This window comes from Pseudonocardia kujensis (assembly GCF_021283305.1).
Classification (GTDB): Bacteria; Actinomycetota; Actinomycetes; order Mycobacteriales; family Pseudonocardiaceae; genus Pseudonocardia; species Pseudonocardia kujensis.
Genome location: NZ_JAJSOK010000014.1, coordinates 1 through 20,034, shown reverse-complemented (window position 1 = coordinate 20,034; position 20,034 = coordinate 1). Strand labels below are relative to the sequence as shown.

General features: G+C 71.6%; 19 protein-coding genes. 10 read left to right on the top strand and 9 right to left on the bottom strand.

Features of this window, described 5'->3' with window-relative positions; all coding sequences use genetic code 11:
• Positions 1-538: 538 nt before the first annotated feature.
• From LWC35_RS12440 to LWC35_RS12425, 4 genes are all read left to right on the top strand, one after another.
• On the top strand, positions 539-1,885 hold the full coding sequence (locus LWC35_RS12440) for a CitMHS family transporter (RefSeq protein ID WP_232870342.1): 1,347 nt from the start codon (positions 539-541) through the stop codon (positions 1,883-1,885).
• Positions 1,886-1,933: 48 nt separating this feature from the next.
• Positions 1,934-2,608, top strand: a complete 675-nt coding sequence (locus tag LWC35_RS12435) for a GntR family transcriptional regulator (RefSeq protein ID WP_232870239.1) — start codon at positions 1,934-1,936, stop codon at positions 2,606-2,608.
• 74 nt (positions 2,609-2,682) lie between these two features.
• Complete coding sequence (locus tag LWC35_RS12430; protein ID WP_232870238.1) at positions 2,683-4,062, top strand: acyclic terpene utilization AtuA family protein; 1,380 nt, start codon at positions 2,683-2,685, stop codon at positions 4,060-4,062.
• Between the two features lies 1 nt (position 4,063).
• The gene (locus LWC35_RS12425) at positions 4,064-4,375 is read left to right on the top strand and encodes a DUF4387 domain-containing protein (protein ID WP_232870237.1); all 312 of its coding nucleotides are present in this window, start codon (positions 4,064-4,066) and stop codon (positions 4,373-4,375) included.
• Between the two features lie 38 nt (positions 4,376-4,413).
• Here LWC35_RS12425 and LWC35_RS12420 read toward each other — a convergent pair whose 3' ends face one another.
• From LWC35_RS12420 to LWC35_RS12385, 8 genes are read right to left on the bottom strand one after another with little or no spacing between them, the layout of a single operon-like run.
• On the bottom strand, positions 4,414-5,844 hold the full coding sequence (locus LWC35_RS12420) for an MmgE/PrpD family protein (RefSeq protein WP_232870236.1): 1,431 nt from the start codon (positions 5,842-5,844) through the stop codon (positions 4,414-4,416).
• Positions 5,841-6,344, bottom strand: a complete 504-nt coding sequence (locus tag LWC35_RS12415; RefSeq protein WP_232870235.1) for a LeuD/DmdB family oxidoreductase small subunit — start codon at positions 6,342-6,344, stop codon at positions 5,841-5,843. The genes LWC35_RS12420 and LWC35_RS12415 overlap by 4 nt, the downstream gene beginning before the upstream one ends.
• Positions 6,341-7,609 (bottom strand): aconitase/3-isopropylmalate dehydratase large subunit family protein, encoded by a 1,269-nt coding sequence (locus LWC35_RS12410; RefSeq protein ID WP_232870234.1) that lies wholly within the window; start codon positions 7,607-7,609, stop codon positions 6,341-6,343. Before LWC35_RS12410 ends, LWC35_RS12415 begins: the two co-directional genes overlap by 4 nt.
• Positions 7,606-8,466 carry an isocitrate lyase/PEP mutase family protein gene (locus tag LWC35_RS12405; protein ID WP_232870233.1) on the bottom strand — a complete coding sequence of 287 codons (861 nt, stop codon included), beginning with the start codon at positions 8,464-8,466 and terminating at the stop codon, positions 7,606-7,608. Before LWC35_RS12405 ends, LWC35_RS12410 begins: the two co-directional genes overlap by 4 nt.
• Positions 8,463-9,281, bottom strand: coding sequence for an ABC transporter permease (locus tag LWC35_RS12400; protein WP_232870232.1), 819 nt, complete (start codon positions 9,279-9,281; stop codon positions 8,463-8,465). Before LWC35_RS12400 ends, LWC35_RS12405 begins: the two co-directional genes overlap by 4 nt.
• A complete protein-coding gene (locus tag LWC35_RS12395; RefSeq protein WP_232870231.1) occupies positions 9,278-10,075 on the bottom strand; it encodes an ABC transporter permease in 798 nt (265 codons plus the stop codon). Before LWC35_RS12395 ends, LWC35_RS12400 begins: the two co-directional genes overlap by 4 nt.
• The gene (locus tag LWC35_RS12390; RefSeq protein ID WP_232870230.1) at positions 10,072-10,851 is read right to left on the bottom strand and encodes an ABC transporter ATP-binding protein; all 780 of its coding nucleotides are present in this window, start codon (positions 10,849-10,851) and stop codon (positions 10,072-10,074) included. The genes LWC35_RS12395 and LWC35_RS12390 overlap by 4 nt, the downstream gene beginning before the upstream one ends.
• Positions 10,848-11,855 carry an ABC transporter substrate-binding protein gene (locus LWC35_RS12385; protein WP_232870229.1) on the bottom strand — a complete coding sequence of 336 codons (1,008 nt, stop codon included), beginning with the start codon at positions 11,853-11,855 and terminating at the stop codon, positions 10,848-10,850. The genes LWC35_RS12390 and LWC35_RS12385 overlap by 4 nt, the downstream gene beginning before the upstream one ends.
• A gap of 189 nt (positions 11,856-12,044) precedes the next feature.
• Here LWC35_RS12385 and LWC35_RS12380 point away from each other — a divergent pair, with 189 nt between their 5' ends.
• Positions 12,045-12,803 carry an IclR family transcriptional regulator gene (locus LWC35_RS12380; RefSeq protein ID WP_232870228.1) on the top strand — a complete coding sequence of 253 codons (759 nt, stop codon included), beginning with the start codon at positions 12,045-12,047 and terminating at the stop codon, positions 12,801-12,803.
• Positions 12,804-12,829: 26 nt separating this feature from the next.
• Here the strand turns inward: LWC35_RS12380 and LWC35_RS12375 are convergent, their stop codons facing one another.
• Positions 12,830-13,759, bottom strand: a complete 930-nt coding sequence (locus LWC35_RS12375; RefSeq protein ID WP_232870227.1) for an IclR family transcriptional regulator — start codon at positions 13,757-13,759, stop codon at positions 12,830-12,832.
• Between the two features lie 92 nt (positions 13,760-13,851).
• On the opposite strand from LWC35_RS12375, the gene LWC35_RS12370 reads away from it, so the two are divergent.
• Genes LWC35_RS12370 through LWC35_RS12350 form a run of 5 tightly spaced genes read left to right on the top strand, consistent with a single transcriptional unit; the run spans position 13,852 to position 19,712 of the window.
• Positions 13,852-15,213 carry an LLM class flavin-dependent oxidoreductase gene (locus tag LWC35_RS12370; RefSeq protein WP_232870226.1) on the top strand — a complete coding sequence of 454 codons (1,362 nt, stop codon included), beginning with the start codon at positions 13,852-13,854 and terminating at the stop codon, positions 15,211-15,213.
• A complete protein-coding gene (locus LWC35_RS12365; protein ID WP_232870225.1) occupies positions 15,210-16,562 on the top strand; it encodes an acyclic terpene utilization AtuA family protein in 1,353 nt (450 codons plus the stop codon). Before LWC35_RS12370 ends, LWC35_RS12365 begins: the two co-directional genes overlap by 4 nt.
• Complete coding sequence (locus tag LWC35_RS12360) at positions 16,559-16,873, top strand: DUF4387 domain-containing protein (RefSeq protein WP_232870224.1); 315 nt, start codon at positions 16,559-16,561, stop codon at positions 16,871-16,873. Before LWC35_RS12365 ends, LWC35_RS12360 begins: the two co-directional genes overlap by 4 nt.
• 44 nt (positions 16,874-16,917) lie before the next feature.
• Positions 16,918-18,318: an MFS transporter gene (locus LWC35_RS12355; RefSeq protein WP_232870223.1), complete on the top strand. Its 1,401-nt coding sequence runs from the start codon at positions 16,918-16,920 to the stop codon at positions 18,316-18,318.
• Positions 18,315-19,712: an MmgE/PrpD family protein gene (locus LWC35_RS12350; protein ID WP_232870222.1), complete on the top strand. Its 1,398-nt coding sequence runs from the start codon at positions 18,315-18,317 to the stop codon at positions 19,710-19,712. Before LWC35_RS12355 ends, LWC35_RS12350 begins: the two co-directional genes overlap by 4 nt.
• The last annotated feature ends 322 nt before the right edge of the window (positions 19,713-20,034 follow it).

Below are 20,034 nucleotides of genomic sequence, written 5' to 3'. Positions count from 1 at the left end.
CGAGCGACGCCGGCAGAAGGCGGGGCTCCTCTCCGGGGGCGAGCAGCTCGGGGAGCTGCGGGAGGTGGGCGAGACTCGCTACGGGTGGCGGATCCTGCTGCGCCACCAGCGCACCCCGTTCTACCTGAGCACTTCGGCCTGGGACGGGCTGCGGCGCGCGCATCCGCACGTGTTCGCCGAGCAGCTCCCCGACGGAGCCCGCCAGGTCCTGCTCGTGATCGTGGACCGTACCGGCGCCGGGAACCTGACTGGGGCGCCTGCACCAGCGACTGGGCCGACTTCACCGCCTGGTGTACCACCCGCGCCATGCCACCGCTGCCTCATCGCCGTGCCGCGAAATATCCTTCCTCGCACTTGCCCATCTCTGATGCCCACTGGTGATTGGGACACGGATGAGCCAGACGGCCGGCTGTCGTGGCCCGGATTGCCGCGCACCGCCAGGCTCCGGCGAGCATGCGCCGTTCGAAGGTGCGATTGCTATTGCGCGTTTGCTATGGCAGATTGCGGTGCATCTTCTTCCATCGTCGGGAGTGTGCTCATGCTTGCCGTGCTTGGTTACGCCATGGTGGCGGTCTTCATCGGCCTGATCATGGCAAGGCGCTTGTCGCCGGTCGTCGGTCTGATCGTGCTCCCGCTCGCGGCGGGCATCATCGCAGGTCAGGCGGCGAATCTTGGTGGGTACGTGGTCGACGGGGTCAAGTCCCTCGCGCCGACCGCGCTGCTCCTCGTCTTCGCGATCATGTTCTTCAGCCTGATGATCGAAGTCGGCCTGTTCGACCCGGTCGTGCGGGCCATCCTGCGCTTCTCGAAGGCCGATCCGGTGCGGATCACCCTTGGTACGGTCGCGCTGACCCTCGTTGTGTCGCTCGACGGCGACGGCTCGTCCACGATCCTCATCGTCGCCGCAGCGTTCTTGGCCCTCTACAACCAGCTCGGCATGTCCCGCGTGGTGCTGGCGGTACTGCTCGTGCTCGCGGTGGCCTGCACAAACCTCACCCCGTGGGGCGGCCCGGTCACGCGGGCAGCGGCCGCGCTCGATCTCGATCCCGCGACGCTGTTCCTTCCGATGATCCCATCGATGATCGTGGGTGCGGTGGCGTTGTTCGGCGTCGCGTACCTGCTGGGGCGCCGGGAGCGCCGCCGGCTGCGCACTGCCGTGCCGGTCGGCGCGGGCGTCGGGAGTGGGGGCTCCGGTACCGGACCCGACGCGGTGAGCGGTGATGACGGGCGGATCATTGCCGGCATCCTGCCCGAGCGGGCGCCGCGGCACCGGAGGATCATCTGGTTCAACGCCCTGCTGACCGTGCTGCTGATGGTCGGTGTGGTGCTCGAGGTCTGGCCGCTGGCGGTGCTCTTTGCGGCCGGCTTCGCGATCGCGCTGCTGGTCAACTTCCCGAGCCCGAAAGCGCAGGGCGAGCAGGTCGCCGGCTTCGCGCCTGCAGTCATCCCGGTCGTCACGATGGTGTTCGCGGCAGCGGTGTTCGTCGGCGTGCTCGCGGGGACCGGGATGGTCGACGCAATGGGCCAGGCACTCGTCGCGGTCATGCCGGCCAGTTGGGGCGGCGCGTATGGCCTGCTCGTCGGGATCGTGAGCCTGCCGCTGACCTTCGTACTGTCCAACGATGCCTACTACTTCGGGGTCCTGCCCGTGCTCGCCGAGGCGGGCGCCGCGCACGGGCTCACGCCGGCGGAGGTTGGGCGAGCGGCGCTCGTCGGTGGTCCGGTGCACGTCCTGAGTCCACTGGTGCCCGCCCTGTATCTGCTGGTCGGGCGACTCGACGTGAGCCTGGCCGACCTGCAGCGCAAGGGCCTGCCCTGGGCGGTGCTTGTCTCCCTGCTGATGTTGATGACCGCGGTGGTTACCGGTGTCGTCCCGCTAGGCTGAGGCTTGGGCTATGCTATAGCAAGTTGTGAGGTGTCGTGAGGAGTCCGCATGAGCGTCCCCAGGGACCTGCAGAAGCTCGAACAGCCTGAATCGCTGGCCGAGCGCGCGTACGCGTCCCTGCGCGAGGGGATCGCCACCGGGCTGTTCACACCGGGGGAGCGGGTGACCGAGCGAGGTCTGGCCGCCCGGCTGGGGGTGTCGCCGACACCCATCCGCGAGGCCCTGCGGAGGCTGGAGCACGAGGGGCTGATCGTCCGGCTCGGTCCGCGTCGGCTCGCCGTCGCCGAGCACTCCGATCGCGCACTGCGCGAACTCATGCACGTGGAGGTCGTCCTGCGGGCCGCCCAGGCCCGCTTCGCGACCACCCGGCTCACGGACGCCACCCTCGACCGACTCGCGGAGATCGTGGAGCAGATCGCGAACCCGGTCGGCGAGGATCCCGCTGCTCAGCAGCGCGCCGCGCACCGTTTCGACGAGATCCTCGCCGAGGCAGCGGGCAACGCCGTGGTCGACGGATTGATCGGCAGCGTCTCGCTGTTCGGCGCCGAGCGCCGGGCGCGATCGCTGCAGCAGATGCAGCAACGACCGGACGTGTTCGCCGAGCGCGTCGCGGCGCACCGCGAGGTGCTCGCGGCGCTGCGCCGCCGAGACCCGGACACGGTCGAGACCGCGATGCGGGCCCACCTCCTGCGGGTCGTCGACTTCCTACTCGAGATCGACTGACCACCCGCTCACCCTAATCCCGGACCGCAACTGGGCTGTGCGGCCGGTCCGACGTGCCCTGAGGAGGCAATTCCATGAGTGACGAGGTGCGGAATCCGGTCCGGGTACTGGTCCCGGTCGGCATGCTGGGGGCCGGATTCCCCAGCGACACGGTCAAGCGCGGTATCGCCATGGGTGCGGACGCGATCGCCGTCGACGGCGGTTCGACCGACTCCGGCCCCTACTACCTGGGCGCCGCCACGCCCAAGACCGCGCGGGCCGCGGTGCGCCGGGACCTGCAGGCGATCCTGGCCCCCGCCGCGGAGGCCGGGATACCGGTGATCGTCGGCTCGTGCGGGACCTCGGGGACCGACGCTGGAGTGGACTGGGTGCACGAGATGGTCTGCGAGATCCTGCATCAGGACCGGATCCCGGGACGGACCGTCGCCCGAATCTACAGCGAGCTCGCGCCCACGGCCCTGCACGACAAGCTGGCCGCCGGGGACGTCCGCCCGCTCGCACCGGCTGGACCGCTGACCCGCGAGGTGCTCGACGGATGCGCGCACGTCGTCGGGCTGATGGGGCACGAGCCCATCGCCGCGGCCCTGTCGGCAGGCGCGAACATCGTGCTCGCGGGCCGGGCCACGGACTGTGCGCTGATCGCCGCGGTGCCGCTGATGCGCGGTAAGCCCTTCGGCCCGGCCTGGCACGCCGCCAAGATCGCCGAATGCGGCAACCTTTGCACCACCGGCTCCGGCCTCGGCGGCGTCGTGGTCCACGTCGGAGACGACGGGTTCGTCGTCGAGCCCGTCGACGAGACCGACCGCTGCACCCCCTTCAGCGTCTCGGCGCACATGCTCTACGAGAACGCCGACCCCTTCCGGCTGCGGGAGCCGGCGGGCACACTCGTCGCCACGAACGCGCAGTACACCGCACTCGATGAGCGCCGGGTGCTGGTCCGCGGCTCGGAGTTCGAGTTCGCCGAGGACCACACGATCAAGCTGGAGGGCTCGGCCCCGGCAGGCGCCCAGACGGTGAGCATCGTGGGCATCCGCGAGCCGGAGGTGCTACTCCGGCTCGACGAGTGGCTGGACTCGCTGCGCGCCTACCTCCACAATCGCATCCCGGAAGTGCTCGGCATCGAGCCGGGCGACTACGACATCGACCTGCGCCCGTACGGCGCCAACGCCGTCCTCGGGTCGGCGGACCCGGACCGCACCCCGCCTCGGGAGGTCGGCGTCGTCTTCTGCGCCACCGCCGCGGACCAGCCGACCGCGACGACGATCGCCAAGTTCGCCAATCCCTACCTGCTGCACCACCCGCTGCCCGGCGCAGACTCGATCCCAAGCTGGTCGTTCATGTCCTCACCTGCCGAGATGGAGCGTGGCACGCTGTTCTCCTTCGTCCTGCAGCACGCCGTCCGGGTCGACGATCCCCTCGACCTCGTCCGCATCGTGGTCGAGGAGGTGGCCTGAGATGGCCCCGACCACTCTTGGCGCACTCGCCTCGAAGATCCGCTCCAAGAACGCGGGCCCGTTCTGGGTCACCATCGACGTGTTCCTGCCGGACGACGAGGCCTTCACCCGTGCCGCGGCGGCGCCCTGCCTCACCGCAGACCGCATCGCGGGGATCTATGGCGCGAACCCGAGCATGGTGAAGATCTTCCGCATCTCCGAGCTGCGCACGATCAAGGTCTCGTTCCCTCGGTCGGTCCCGCAAGGTTCGACCGGGGACCGTGACGTGCACTCCGCGCAGCAGTACATCCCGCTGGCCGCCCAACCTGCCTGAACCGCCCGGCCCGCCGGGCCGGGCAGCCCGCCCCGCACTCAGCCGAGTGCGGGGCGGACGGCGGGGGTGAGCAGCGACGCGAGCTCGGTGAGATCGGACTGCTCGGCCAGGCCGAGGACGGCGGCCTCGAGGGCGTGACGGCGGGCCGTGCCGATCAGCGGTGCCGTGAGCGTGCGGTACTTCGCCACGACATCCTCGTTGGACAGCGGACGGTTCCCGGTCCCGCGTGGATGGCGCACAGTGTGCTCGCGGCTCTGGCCACCGGTGAGGGTGAGCCGGACGCGCGTCGTCAGCTTCTCGGTGGGCCCGAGCTCGTCGATCCCCGGATCGTGCCGGGTCTCGGTGCGGTCGATCAGCCGCCAGACGTCGTCGGAGGCGATCCGCGCCTCGGTGAACTGGGCGAGCAGGGCGTCCCCGTCGAGCAACGCGACCGCCACTGCGTAGGCCAGGTTCATCTGCGCCCCGATGGTCTCCAGCGGGCGCTCGGCCCGCCAGCCGCCGTGGTGGTAGGCGGCCTCGCCGCAGCTGATCTCAATGCGCTCGACACGCTCCGGGTCGAGGTCGGCGCGGAGCGCGCGGGCCGCGTCGATGCCGGCGTGCAGTCCGCCCATCGCGGCATAGGCCTTGACGGCGATGCGCTCGGTCTCCCAGCGGCGGCCGAGTTCGTCGCCGATCTGGGTAGGGTCCGGCTCGTGCCCCTCGCCGAACACCGCGAGGTATCCGCCGTACTCGCGCTCGAACACCCGCTTGATGCCGACGTAGCCGCCCGCCGCGAGCGCCGCGGCGATCAGCCCGTTGCGGGCAGCGAAGCCGTGCTGCATCCGCTTGACCATCGACTCGAACTGGGCGGACATGAGACCGCCGGACTGGGTGGCGGCGATGCCGAGCGCGTCCTCGTAGCCCACGGCGTCGAGGCCGAGGACCGCGCCGGCGGCCACAGCGGCGGCGTGGGTGCCGAACACCGGCCCGGAGTGCCACCCGCGGGTCAGCATCTCGCTGCCGTGCAGGGCCAGCCCGACCCGTGGGCCGGTCTCGAACCCGAGGACCGCGCCGAGCAGGAAGCGGTCGCCGGTGATGTCGGCCGGCGGAGCCGCGGCGAGCATGGCGGGCAGCACGAGGGAGCCACTGTGCAGGGGGGCGAACGGGTGATAGTCGTCGAGCTCGAAGCCCTGGACGAAGCTCGAGTTCAGCATCGCCGCGGCGGCCGCCGAAGTGGTTCGACCGTTCCACCCGATGAGCATCCCGGCGCCGGGGCCCTCGAGCGCGGTGATGGCCTCGACGGCGCGCTCCGACACAGGCAGCCTGGCGCCGACGAGGGCGCAAGCGACGGCGTCGAGCAGCAGGTGTGCGGCCCGGTCGCGGACGTGGCCAGGCACGTCGTCGAGCGTGGTGGCGGCGAGCCAGGTCGCGAGCGTCCCGGTGGGGCCGGTGGGGTCGGTGGCGGAGCTGGTCGGGGTGAGCGTCGTCATGCGTCCTCCCGGGGGAGATAGCCCGCGGCGGCGAGCCGCGGGAGCAGACCACCGGCGTCGAGGATGTCGAGCACCATCGCCGGCAGCGGAGCGGCGTCGAGCCGACCCGCGGGCGTGTCGACCTGGCCGGTGGCGAGGTTCAGGGTGAGCACGTCGCCCTCGGACACAAACCGCCTGACGTCCGGGACGGCGAGGGCCGGCAGCCCGTTGTTGATGGCGTTGCGCAGGAACAGGGAGTTGAACTCCTCCGCGATCAGCGCGGCGATGCCGAGGTGGCGGAGCAGGGCGGCGACGGGTCTGCTGGAGCCGATCCCGAAGTTGCGGCCCGCCACGAGGATGTCACCGGCCTCGACCTGCTCGGTCCAGCCCGGCCGCAGGTCGTAGAGAACGTGCCGGGCGGCCTCCTCGACGGGGAGTTTCATGGCGAACCCCGGATACATCGCGTCCGTGTCGACGGAGTCACCGATCACCCATGTCCGGCCCGTGATCTCGTGGTTCATGCCAGCACCTCCCGCGGATCGGTGATGCGCCCGGTGACCGCCGAGGTCACGACGGTCGCGGTCGAGGCCATGTAGATCTCGGCATCGGGGCTGCCCATCCGACCCCGGAAGTTGCGGGTGCTGGCGGTCAGACAGACCTCGCCCGCGCCGAGCAGGCCCATGTGGTAGCCGAAGCAGGCGCCGCACGTGGAGTTGGTGACCACGGCCCCGGCATCGGCGATGTCCTGCACGTAGCCCAGCCGCACAGCGTCCCGGTAGACCTGCTGCGACGCCGGCGTGACGATGAGCCGGACGCCGTCGGCGACCCGCCGGCCGCGCAGCAGCTCCGCGCTGATGCGCAGGTCGTCGAGCTGCCCGTTCGCGCAGGAGCCCACGAAGCACTGCTGGACGGCGCGGTCCTCGACCTCGGTGACGGGGAAGGCGTTGCGGCTGACGGTGCCAGGCCGCGCGACGTGCGGGACCAGCGCGCCGAGGTCGACGTGCCGAACCACCGCGTAGTTGGCGTCCGGGCCGGGCTGGGCGGGGGTGTACTCGGCGGCGCCATGCGCGGCGAGGAACTCGCCGCAGCGGTCGTCGTACTCGAAGACCGTGAAGTCCGCGGACACCTCCGCGCCCTGGGTGGCGATGGTGCGCCGGTCGTTCATCGGCACCGACGCGAGGCCGGGGCCGCCGAACTCCAGGTTGTGGTTGGTGGCGTCGCCGTAGGTGCCGGCGATGTGCAGGAAGACGTCCTTCCCACCGATGCCCGGGGCCAGCTCGCCGTCGAGCTCATAGCGGATGGTGGGCGCGACGGTGTACCAGGTCTCGCCCGTGCACAGGATCCCGACGACCTCGGCGGGGCCGAGTCCGCGGGCGGCGGTGTTGTACGCCCCACCTGCGCAGGTGTGCGAGTCGGTGCAGGTGAGCACCTGCCCCGGGAGCGCGAGCGCGTTCTCGGCGATGACCTGGTGGCAGATCCCGTGGCGGCCGACGTCGAAGAAGCGCTTGATGCCGAACGCCTCGGCGAAGTGGCGGGCACGCACTCCGGCCTCGGCGTCGACGAGGGTGGGGGCGGGGACTGCGTGGTCCAGCACGATGGCGGTGCGATCGGGGTCCGCAATGCGCAGCGGGTCCACCCAGCGGGTGAACATGAGGTCGATCAGGACGTTCATGTCGACCCGCGTCACAACCGTGTCGCCGGGGCGGACCCGGTCGCGGCCTGCGGCCCGGGCGAGGATGGTCTCGATCACGGTCATTCCGCCATCGACGCCCTGCTCCGTGCTCATGCGAGAGCTCCTTCCAGCCGGTACCGCTCGCTCAGCTGCTGCCACTCGTCCAGGCCGACCAGACCGAAGAGTCCGGCCGGCCCCGGGGTCACGGCGGCGGTGCCGCCCATCGCGGTCAGCGCCGCCGCCATCGCGCCGGCGACGGGGGCGAGCAGGGCGCCCGGATAGATGGCCGCCCGGAAGCCGAGCCGCTCCAGCTCGTCGTCGCCGATCTCCGGGCTGCGGCCCGCCGGGACGACGTTGAACAGCAGGGGGGCGTCGATCTCGGCGGCGATGCGGGTGATCTCGGCCCGGGACTCGGGAGCCTCGACGAAGATCAGGTCCGCGCCGACCTCGGCGTAGCGGTGGGCCCGGGCGATGGCCTCGTCGAGGCCGAGTGGGCCGCGGGCGTCCGTGCGGGCGATCACGACGGTGTCGCCGCGCCGCGCCTCCAGGGCCGCGGTGAGGGTGCGGGCGAACTGCTCGGTGTCCACGACCTGCTTGTCCTGCAGGTGCCCGCACCTCTTGGGGAACACCTGGTCCTCGAGCTGGATCGCGGCCACCCCGGCGGACTCGTACGCGCGCACGGTGCGCACGGTGTGCAGCGCGGTGCCGTAGCCGGTGTCGGCGTCGGCGATCAGCGGGATCTCGCACGCCTCGGCGATCACCCGGACGCGTTCGACCATCTCGGTCTGGGTGATCAGCCCGATGTCCGGCAGCCCGAAGCCTGAGGCGGCGACTCCGGCGCCGGTGAGATAGGCCGCGCGGAAACCCGCGCGTCGGACGAGGTGGGCACTGAGCCCGTCGAACACCCCGGGAGCCCGAAGGAGTTCCGGGGCGTCCAGCAGGGTGCGAAGGGTGGTGGCATGGCCGGTCATCGGCCATCTCCTTCCGTGGTGGTACCGAATCGAGCCCTGACCCGTGTCTCCAGCGTTCGCAGGCCGATGGCCGGGGCGAGCGCGATGAGGATCACGAGCACGACCTCGCCGACGATGTCGCCCATACGGACGAGCGGCACGTTGCGGAGCAGCTCGTAGCCCAGGCCGGAGACTCCGGTGAACATCTCGGCGATGAGCAGTCCGAGGAAGGTCAGCCCGAAGGTCAGCCGCAGGGCGCCGGCGAAGGCGGGCAGGATGCTCGGCAGGACGATCTTCGTGATGACCGCGGGCGTGCTCATCCGTAGGCTCGCGGCCAGTTTCAGGGGCAACGGTGGCACCGCGGCGGCCGCCGCCGAGACGAGCAGGACCATGGGCAGCACGCCGGAGAAGAAGGCGAACCCGACCTGGCTCGCGTCGCCGAGACCGAGGAACAGCAGGAACAGCGGGAACAGGACGATCTTGGGGACGCTGTAGACGGCGTAGAGCAGGGGAGAGACCGCGGCGGCCCAGAACCTGGCCAGGCCCAGCAGGAAGCCGGTCACCGCCCCCACGACCGCGACGCCTACATATGCGGTGAGCAGGCGCAGCACGGTGTCGGCCGCGCTGTCGAGGAAACGGGTGCTCTGCAGGTTCACCAGCAGGCGCTCGACCGCGGTCACCGGGGTGGGCATCACCGCGCTGTCGACGAGCGCGGCGATGGCCCACCAGGCGGCCAGCAGGCCGATCCCGAGCACCAGCGGTGGCGGCACCCCCCGGGAGGCGGGACGGGCCGGAGCAACGGGCGTGTCGGCGAGGGCCGAGTCCGACAGTGTCATCGCCTCCTCCAGTCCAGGCGGTCGAGAACAGCGCCGACAGCGATGTTGAGCGCGAGCGCGAGCAGGCAGATCAGCAAGATCCCTGCGTACATGTCCGCTGTCCGGAAGGTGTGGTAGGCGTCCGCGATCTCGTGGCCGAGGCCACGGGTGGACAGGATGAACTCGGTCGCCAGCACCCCGATCGTGGCGTACACCAGCCCGAGCCGCAGCCCGCTCGCGATGTCCGGCAGCGCGGCCGGGAGCAGGATCGCGGTCAGGTAGCGGCGGGTGCCCAAGTTGCGGGAGCGCGCGAGCTTGCGCACCGGCTCAGGCACGGAGTCGAATCCCAGCAGGCTGTTGGTGACCACGACGACGGCGCCGAAGGCCGCGGACAGCAGGACGATGGGCACGCCCCCCGTCCCGAGCAGCACGACCAGGATCGGGTAGACCGCGAAGATGGGGATCGCGTAGTAGACGTTCAGGTAGGGCTGCAACGCCAGCCGCCACCAGGGCGAGCGCCACATGGTGTAGGCCAGGCCCACGCCCGCCACCCCGGCGAGCGCGAAGGCCGCCGCGATCAGCCCCAGGCTGGGCAGGACCTGACCGGTGACGAACCCCGCCGTGCCCAGGAGCTCCGCGGTCCGGACGACCATCGTGGTCGGCGGGACCAGGTCGATCGGGTCGACCACGGTCCGGGCCAGCACCTCCAGCGCGGCGAGCGCGAGCACGGCGAGCACGCCGGTCCAGACGGCCGGAGTGAGCCCGAGCAGCCGGTCCGGCCTCGGCCGGGCGTAGCGGGGGAGCGCGGCGGTCACGACGCCCCCTGCATGGCGACTTGCGCCTCGCGGCGGATGAGCGCCCAGATCCGGCTCACGCACTCCGCGGCCGCGGTCGAGGACAGCACCTCCGAGGTGCGGGGACGTTCCAACGGGACGGTGATCTCGTCGACGATGCGCCCCGGGCGGGCGCTCATCACCAGGATGCGGTCGGACAGCAGCACCGCTTCCTGAATGCTGTGCGTGATGAACAGGACCCCGCAGCCGAGGCGGTCGACCACGGCGAGCAGCTCGTCGGACATGAGCAGCCGGGTCTGCTCGTCGAGTGCACCGAACGGCTCGTCGGCGAGGATCAGGTCCGGCTCGGTGACCAGAGCGCGGGCCAGTGCCACCCGCTGTCGCATGCCACCGGAGAGCTGGGCCGGATAGTGCGCGGCGAAGGCTGCGAGGCCGACCGTCTCGAGGCCCCGGCGGGCGATGTCGCGCCGCTCGTCGCGGGCGACGCCCCGGGCCTCGAGCGAGAACGCCACGTTGTCCAGCACGGTGCGCCAGGGCAGGGTCGCCGAGTCCTGGAACACGATCGCCGTCTCGTCACGCGGGCCTTCGAGCGGGACACCCGCGACGAACACCGAACCGGAGTCCGGCCGCTGCAGCCCGCCCACGATCTCGAGCATGGTCGACTTCCCGCATCCGCTGGGTCCGACGATCGACACGAACTCCCCGCGCGCACCGTGCAGCGACAACGGACCGAGCGCCTCGACGGCGCCGAAGCGGCGGGTCACGTCGTGGCTACGGATCAGCGGCTGGGCGCTCACTGGGCCGCCGCGCATTCGAGCGGGAGGTCACGGGGCACGTCCTCGGGCAGATGGCTCGGATCCACCAGATCGCACCAGGGCACCGTGCCGGTGAAGCCGCCTGCGCTCATCGCGCGCACGGCGTTGTCCAGCGCAGGCCGGTCGAATCCCGCGGACCAGTTCTGCGCCTTCAGCGCCGCGTCGACGACGAGCCGCGCCTGGTCCGGGCCGACTCCGATGTAGTCGGCGTAGATCTCCGCGGCCCGCTGCGGGTCCTGCTCGATCCGGTGCACGGCGTCCTGGTAGCCGGCCACGACTCCGGAGATCACCCGGGGATGTGCGGCGAGGTAGTCGTCGCGGACCGTCATCACACTCTGCTCGAACGCCGGCACGTAGTCCGCGCTGGAGGCGATGAGGCGGAAGCGCTGCGGGTCCTTCGCGACGAGTGACGTGGGTACCAGCGCCACGTCGACCTCGCCCGCCTCGAGCAGCGCGACCCCTTCCCCGATCCCGCCCGCGCCCACGCGTTCCACGGCGTCCGGAGCCAGACCTGCGGCTTCGGGAACCAGGTGCGTGAGTGACTCGCTCACCGATCCTGGGCTGCTGAACGCCCACCGGCGGGCATCGGCGATGGTCTGCACCGGGCCGGAGGCAAGGGCGTAGAAGTCCAGGCCGTAGACGCTGCGGGTGGCGCCGCCCACCACCGTCACCGGGGTGCCGGCGAGCTTCGCGTCGATGACGGCGGGCAGGCTGACCTCGCCGACGGCCAGGTCACCGGACATGAGGTTGCGCAGGGTCGTGCTCCCGCCCTGGCCCGCCACGATCTCGTCCACCGCCACCCCGTGGGCCTCGAACAGGCCCTCCTGGTCGCCGACGAGCCAGGGGATGACGTAGGGCTCCGTGGCGTTGCTGACGGTCACCCGGATCTTCTCCGGGGTGGGCGCGCCTTCGGTGGCGGAGCTTCCGCAGGCGGTGGTGGCGGTGCAGAGGACGGCGAGGGCCAGGAGCCCGAGTCGTCGAGGCATCGCGATCTTCCCCTCTTGGGTGTACCGGCGCCGTCGCCGGTGGAACATCGGTGTTCGAGTTTCACATTGTGAGGAGGCTAGTTCTACAGTGCGCAGAGCGTGGCACCGTGTGGACCGGTGCGTCAAGGCCGCCTCGGTGCCGCATGTGAGTGGGAGAGCCCGCGGTTGCACACTGTGGGAGGAGGCGGGATGAGTGAGGTGGACGCGGGCGCCAAGGGCGCGAGCGGGGCGGAGACGGCACGGCGCACCGTTCGACTGCTGGAGGCGCTGGCCCGGCATCAGCCGGTCAAGCTCGACGCGCTCGGCGATCTGGTCGGGCTGACCAAGAGCACGAGCTATCGGCTGATGAGAGTCCTGCAGGAGGAGGGGTTCGCCGAGCGCATGCAGGGCGGCGGCTACCGCATCGGCCCGGCCCTGACCGGCCTGGCAGCGCTGATCTCGCCCCAGGCCTACCTCTACGAGTCCACCCGCCCGATCCTGCGCACGCTCGCCGACCGGACCACGGAGACCGTCACCCTGCACCGCAGAGCCGGGGACCTCGGCCTCATCGTGTTCGGCGTCGAGAGCGACGCGCACGCACTACGCCAGCTGGCACTGGTCGGCGAGGCGGTGCCGCTGGTGCAGGGATGCAGCGGTCGTGCCATCCTCGCCGGGCTCGACGAGCCCACCGTCACCGCGGTCGCCGAGCGTGCCGGGCACCCGGCCGACTCCCTGCGCGCGGCCGTGGCCCAGGTCGTGGAGCGCGGGTACGCACTGTCCCACGGCGAGAACCACCCCGGGGTGCGGGGCATCGCGGTCCCGGTCCCCGGCAGCTACGAGACTCCACTTGCGCTCACCATCTCCGGCCCCGACGCCCGCTGGACCGAGGATCGCGCCCTCGCGGCCCGGGACATGCTCACCGAGGCCGCGGCCGACGTCGCCCGGCACCTGGCGTCGACGGCGACATAGCAGCGCTCGCGACAGGTCGGAGGTCTTCAGTCGCCGACGACCTCCTTGCGCGAGGCCCGACCCGGGTGCCGCTGGGGGCCGAGGAAATCCTGGATCGTCACATCGAGCGACTCCAGGCGCACGGAGGAGCTCGGCCCCAACACGGTGGCCAGACGAGGCGCGAGCTCGGCGCACGCCGCGAGCAGGGGAGTGGCCAGCCGAAGCAGGGTCGGCTCGGGCAGCCGGATCTCCTGACCCGCGATCGCGATCGAGCCGAGTGCGTGCCCAGTGTCGGGGTCGAGCAGCGGCGCTGCGATGCCGTTCATGCCGGAGTGGTTGGCGGACCGCGAGGTGGCGTAGCCCTCACGGCGGACCCGATCGAGCTGCTCGGCCAGGTCGGGACGCAGCGCGGAACCGGCCTGGGTCCGGATCACGTCGTCAACCTCGGAGGGCGGCAGGAACGCCAGGATCGCCGTTCCGCCGCAGCCTGAGGAAAGCGGGGAGCGTTCGCCGATCGTCGCGATCCGCCTGGCGGAATTGCCGGGCGGCTCCGCGCCGAGCACCAGGACCCGGTGGGCGCCGCTGCGCAGATGCAGCGTCGCGGTCTCGGCGGACTGTGCGGCGAGCCGCGCGAGGACCGGCTGGGCGCGCTGCAGCAGCGCCGGGCGCGGCCCGATGAGCGACGCCAGCGCGACGGCCCGGCTGCCGATCCGGTAGCCGCTGCGTCCCACATGGTCGACGTATCCGTGGCTCTGCAGGTCACGCAGCGCCCGGTACGTCTTCGTCTTGGGCAGCCCGGACCGCTCGGCAACCGCCATGAGTGCCGCCGGCTGCTGCATCCCGGCGAGGGTCTCCAGTACCCGTAGGGCACGGACGTGTCCGTCCTCAGCCACCTGACCAGCCCTTTCCCGCGTTGGTTTCAGATGCTGCACCTTGCGTTGTCGACGGTAGCGGCTCGACCGCAGGATGGTCCGCACGGAGGCGCCGCGGACGGCGCGCTCCGCAACCCGAGACCCACGACCCCGGCGTGTGCGCCGACGCATGCCCCGAGCCGGACGAGGACTGTCCAATGTCGACGAATCGCAGGATGGCGCTGGTCGCCTTCCTTCAGGCGCAGAACTGTTCCAACTATGTCGGCTCGTGGCGGGCGATGACGTCGAAGGAGGACTTCCTCACCGCGGAGTACTTCGCCCGAATCGCCCGCACACTCGAGGACGGCCGGTTCGACATGGCGTTCTTCGACGACCGGCTGGCCATGCCGGACCTCTACGGCGGCAACCACGATCTCGCGGTCCGGCACGGGATCCGCTCGGTGAAGATGGACCCGACGGTCGTGCTGATGGCGATGGCCTCCGCCACTCGCCACCTCGGCCTCGGCGCGACGTACTCGACCACCTACTACGAGCCGTTCCATGTCGCGCGACACTTCGCCACGCTGGATCTCATGACCGGCGGGCGGGTCGCGTGGAACATCGTGACCTCGCTCAACGACTCCGAGGCGGCGAACTTCGGCCGGGTCGCCCACCTCGAGCACGACGAGCGGTATGACCGGGCCGACGAGTTCGTCGACGTCGTCACGAGGATGTGGGGGACCTGGGACCCCGATGCCTTGCTGGTGGACAAGCGGACCGGCGAGTTCGCCGATCCGGCCAAGGTGCACCGCCTCGACCACGACGGCCGGTTCTTCGCCAGCCACGGCACGTTCCCGGTTCCGCGTTCGCCGCAGGGGCAGCCGGTTCTGCTGCAGGCGGGGATGAGCGGGCGTGGGATGGCCTTCGCCGGCCGGTGGGCCGACGTCATCTTCACCAGCTACCGGGACCGGCGCAGCGGCGAGTCCAGCTACCGGGCGTTGCGCCAGGCCGTGGCGGCGGCCGGCCGCGACCCCGAGAGCGTGGTCGTCGCGCCGGCGGTCACGGTGATCACTGCGGAGACCCCGGAACTGGCCGCCGAGAAGCATCGGCTGCTGTCCGGGCTGGCCCGCACCGAAGACGGGCTCGCCCTGCTGTGCGAGGTCCTCAACACCGACTTCTCCGGGCGGCCGATCGACGAGCCGTTCACCGACGCCGAGCTTGCCGCGATGTCCTGGCACAGCCTGCGGGATAGGGTGATCGCCGCCAGCGGGCAGCCCAACCCGTCCGTCCGGGACTTCGTCGAATGTTCGGGGCGGGGCACACTGGCCGAGGGCTCGACGATCGTGGGCAGCCCGGAGCAGGTCGCGGACACGCTGGAGGAGTGGTTCGGGACCTGCTGCGACGGCTTCGTCCTCGCCGCGGCGAGCGTACCGGCGAGCTATGACGACTTCTCCCGCCTCGTGGTGCCCGAGCTGCAGCGGCGCGGGCTCGTGCGGCGCGAGTACGAGGGCACCACGCTGCGGGGACACCTCGGCCTGCCCGTGCCCGAGCCCGCCCGCTCGCTGCCGGTGACCGCATGAGCGAGACCCGGATCCTGACGCCGACCGGAATGCTGGGCTACGGCTACCCGCACGCGGACTTCCGGGCGACCGTCGAGGCTGGCGTCGACGCCATCGTGGTGGACTCCGGCTCGACCGACCCGGGGCCGTCGATGCTCGGGCTGGGGGACACGCTCGTCACCGAGGAGTCCTACGCCCGTGACCTGCGACCGATGCTTCGGGCCGTGCACGAGTTCGGTGTCCCCCTGCTGATCGGCTCGGCCGGTGGCGCAGGGACGAACGCCCAGGTCGACGGCATGGTCGAGCTCATCGACCGGCTCGCCGCCGAGGAGGGGGTCGTGCTGCGGGTCGCTGCCGTTTACGCCGACGTCCCCGCCGACGTGGTCCACGACCGGCTTCACCTAGTCCAGCCGAACCCGCGCGGTGAGGTGCCCACCGCCGCCGACGTCGACGCCTGCACTGCGATCGTCGCCCAAATGGGAGCCGAGCCGTTCGCGGCGATCCTCGCCGGGCCCGACCCGGTCGACGTGATCGTCGCCGGCCGGGCGTACGACCCGGCCCCGTACGCCGCGTTCCTGGAGCGCCGCGGCGTGGACGCCGGCGTTGCCTGGCACGTCGGGAAGATCCTCGAGTGCGGCGGAGCCTGCGCCGAACCGAAGGGTGGAGGCGTCCTGGCCACGGTTCGCGCTGACTCCTTCGACCTCACCCCCATGAGCCCCGGCCAGGCCTGCACCCCGCTGTCGGTGGCCGCGCACACGCTCTACGAGAAGTCCCGTCCCGACCTGCTGCCCGGACCAGCCGGAATGCTCGACCTGCGAGACTGCACCTACACCGCGCTCGACGACCGCACGGTGCGGGTGGCGGGCAGCAGGCACGAGCCCGCCGAGCGGGCGACCGTGAAGCTGGAGGGCGCGGCGGTCGTCGGGCATCGCTGCGTGTTCATCGGCGGTGTGCGCGACCCGCTCCTCATCGGCCAGCTGGACGAGTTCCTGACCCGGGTCGAGGCGCACGCGGGCGAGCTGCACCCCGAGCTGGCGGCGGGGGACGCCACCGTGACCTTCCACGTCTACGGCCGCGACGCCGTCATGGGGGAGCGAGAGCCGAACCGCGACACCCCGCACGAGGTCGGGATCCTCGGCGAGATCGTCGCCCCGACCCCCGCACTGGCGAAGGCGATCTGCGCGAGCGTGCGGATCGGGGTGCTGCACCTGTCCTACCCGGGCCAGAAGGCGACGGCGGGCAACCTCGCCCTCCCCCTGAACCCGCTGGACAACCCGATCGGTCCCGCGTGCGTGTTCGCGCTCTTCCACGTCATCGACGCCGAGGGGCTCGACCTGTTCCCGGTCGTGCATCGGAAGGTGGGCGCATGACGACGCTGGCCGAGCTCGCAACGGTCGTGCGCAGCAAGAACGCCGGCCCCTACGAGATCACCTTCGACGTGCTGTTCGACGATCCCGCGGTCTACGCCCGCGTCCGCGACAGCGGCGTGCTGACGGTGGCCCGACTTGCCGAGCTGTACCGCGCACCCGAGAGCGACATCCGGATCTGCACGTTCTTCGAGCCCGCGCTCGCCTTCAAGTTCACGATCCTCCGACGCGGCTTCCAGGGCGGCCCCGGCGAACGCGACACGTTCGGCGCCGCGCAGCACGCCCCGTTGCTCGACATCCCGATCCCCGACTGAGACACCTCGCCAAACACCTCACCACCGGCTCGAAGGAGAGCACGATGGACGACACCCTCGACCCCGCAATCGACCGCCGGCCCGCTGACACACCTGCCGACGACACAGCCTCCGCAGGCGCGCTCGCGGCCCGGCTGGAACGACTGCCCCGCACGACGCGCTCCCATCGCGGATGGATGGTGCTGCTAGGCATCCTCTTCGCCTGCGACCTCGCCGACACCAACGCGCTGTCCTACGCCGCCCCGGCCATCCGCGCAGAGTGGGGGTTGTCGGTGGCCCAGATCGGGCAGCTGACCTCCTACAGCTTCATCGGCATGTTCGTCGGGGCCATCCTCGGTGGCAGGCTGTCGGACCGCTTCGGGCGCAAGCGCACCGTCGTCTGGGCGACCGTGTTCTACGCGCTGGCCTCCCTGTTGTCCGCGATCGCGCCCAACCTCGCCGTCCTCGGAGTGCTGCGCGTCCTCACCGGCCTCGGCATCCAGGCCGTGACCGGGGTGCTGATCGTCTACGTCGCCGAGATGTTCCCCGGCGCGAGCCGGGGGCGCTGCCAGGCCCTCATGCTGGGCATCGGCCTGCTCGGCGTCCCGTTGATCGCCGGCGCGGCCCGGCTGATCGTCCCGCTCGGTCCCGACGCGTGGCGCTGGCTGTTCGTGGTCGGCGCGATCGGCCTGGTGCCGGCCGTCGTCGCGCAGTTCCTGCTGCCGGAATCGGTCCGGTGGGCTGCCGTCAACAGGCGGGTAGCCGAGGCGCGGTCGACCGTCGAGCAGCTGGAGTCCCAGCTTCCCGGCCCGCTGCCCGAGATCGTCGAGCACCCGCAGGTCGAGGCACCGCACCGGCCCACCGACCTGTTCGCCGCCGGGATCCGTAAGCGCACGATCGTGGCCTCGTTGACGATGGTCTTCGGCATCCTCGGCTTCTACGGGTTCAACTCGTGGGTCCCGACCCTGCTGGTGGAGAAGGGCTACTCCACCACCGAGGCGCTGAGCATCACCACCATCTTCTCGGTAGCCCCCTTCATCGGGGCGCTGGGCGGGATGGCCCTGACCGACCGGTTCCAACGCAGGACGACCAGCCTCGTGCTGACGGCGGTGATCGCCGCTGCCATGCTCGTCTTCGCCTTCACCGGCGCGTACTGGCTGCTCGTGGCCAGTGGATTCCTGGTCACCCTGCTCCTGCAGACCAACACCGCTGTCGTCTACGCCTACCTGCCGGAGGTCTTCCCGACCGCGCTGCGCGGGCTCGGCGCGGGCTTCGCGAACGGCCTCGGCCGGCTGGCCGGCTTCGGTGGTGCCTTCCTGGTCGCCGCCATCGCGGGTGCTCTCGGCTTCGGCGGCGTGTTCACAGCCACCGCCGTGTTCGTCCTGCTCGGCGGGCTGACCGTCGGGCTCTTCGGTGAGCGCACCCGCGGTCGCCGCCTCGAGGAGATCGGAGGAGACCGCTCATGACCGCCACCCTCGCCGAGACCGCACGCGACACGGCGTCCGCACGCATCGCCCGCTGGACCACCGGACTCACCCTCGCGGACATCCCGGCGCCCGTGCGCGCCGTCGCCCGCGACCACCTGCTCGACGCGACCGGTACCGCCCTCGCCGCCGCGGGGACGGACTTCGGGCAAGCGGTCCACACGGCCGGGACCCGACTTGGCGCCGGCACCGAGGCGCACGCCCTCGGGTACGGCACCCCACTGCCCGCCGCCTCGGCCGCGCTGGTCAACGGCACGCTGATGCACGGGCTGGACTTCGACGACACCCACATCGGCGCGATCTACCACGCCAGCGGCCCGGCACTGGCGGCCGCGCTGGCGGTCGGTGAGGCCGAGGGCGCCTCCGGGGCCGCCGTGCTGACGGCGTACGTGATCGGGCTCGAGGTCGGCTGCAGGCTGGCGGCCGCGGGGGCGGGGGAGTTCCACGCCCGCGGGTTCCACCCGACCGGCATCGCAGGCACCTTCGCCGCCGCCTGCGTCGCCGCGCACCTGCGCGGCCTCGACCCCGACACATTGACCAGCGCGTTGGGGCTGTGCGGCAGCCAGGCCGCTGGAATCCTGGAGATCCAGGGCTCCTGGCTGAAGCGGATGCACCCCGGCTGGGCCGCGCACGCCGGGCTGGTTGCGGTGACGATGGCCGAGGCGGGTTTTCGGGGACCCGCCGCGGTGCTCGAAGGCAGCAAGGGCCTCTACGCCGCCCACCTCGGCCGTGTTCCGGAGGACCTCGGCCTCGACGACCTCGGCGAGCGGTGGTGGACCCCGGAGATCGCGCTCAAGCCCTACCCGTGCTGCCACTTCACCCACGCCTTCGCCGATGCGGCGTTCGCCGTGCTCGATGAGCTCGGCCGCGACCGGATCGGACCGGAGGAGGTGGTGAAGGTCGTCTGCCCGACCTCGGTGGCGCTGATCCCGGCGGTCGTCGAGCCGGTCGCGGCGAAGACCGCCCCGGCCACTACTTACGACGCCCTGTTCAGCGTCCAGTACGTGGCCGCGACCGCGCTGGTGCGCAGGCGGGTCGATCTCGCGGTGTTCTACGACGAGCCGCTCGACGACCCGGCCGTCCTCGCCATGGCCGCCAAGGTCGAGTGTCCACCCGACCCGCTGAGCGACTATCCGGCGCACTTCCCGGGCGAAGTGGAGCTGCACCTGGCCGACGGGCGGGTGGTCCGCCATCGGGTGCCTGCCAGTCACGGCACCCCCGAGTGGGCGCTCGGCTCGGACCAGGTACGACAGAAGTTCCTCGCCAACGCCAGGCGCCGCATCGGCGAACAGCAGGCGGTCGCCCTCGCCGAAGCCATCGACACGTTCGAGGCCCATTCCGCACTCGGCTCGCTCCTCGAGCTCACCTGGACGTGATGGACGGCAGGGCCACCCTGCGCGCGGCCCGTGTCATCTTCGGGGTGGCACGGGCCTGCGCGCCGCCCTGTCCACGGGAGGACGGCGCGCTCGCGGCGATCCGCCCTCCGCGCGCGCCGTCCGTCCACGGCGGCCCGTTCCGCGGGGGAATGCCGGCTTCTCCCGACCACGAACGAACTCGAATCCCGGAGAGTTGACGATGACCAACCTGGCCGCGAACCTCGTCGCGACCGCTCGCGAGCACGGCGACCGCCCCGCCGTGAAGCTCGACGAGTACGTGCTGACCTACGCGCAGCTGCACTCCGCGGCCGCGGCCGTCGCC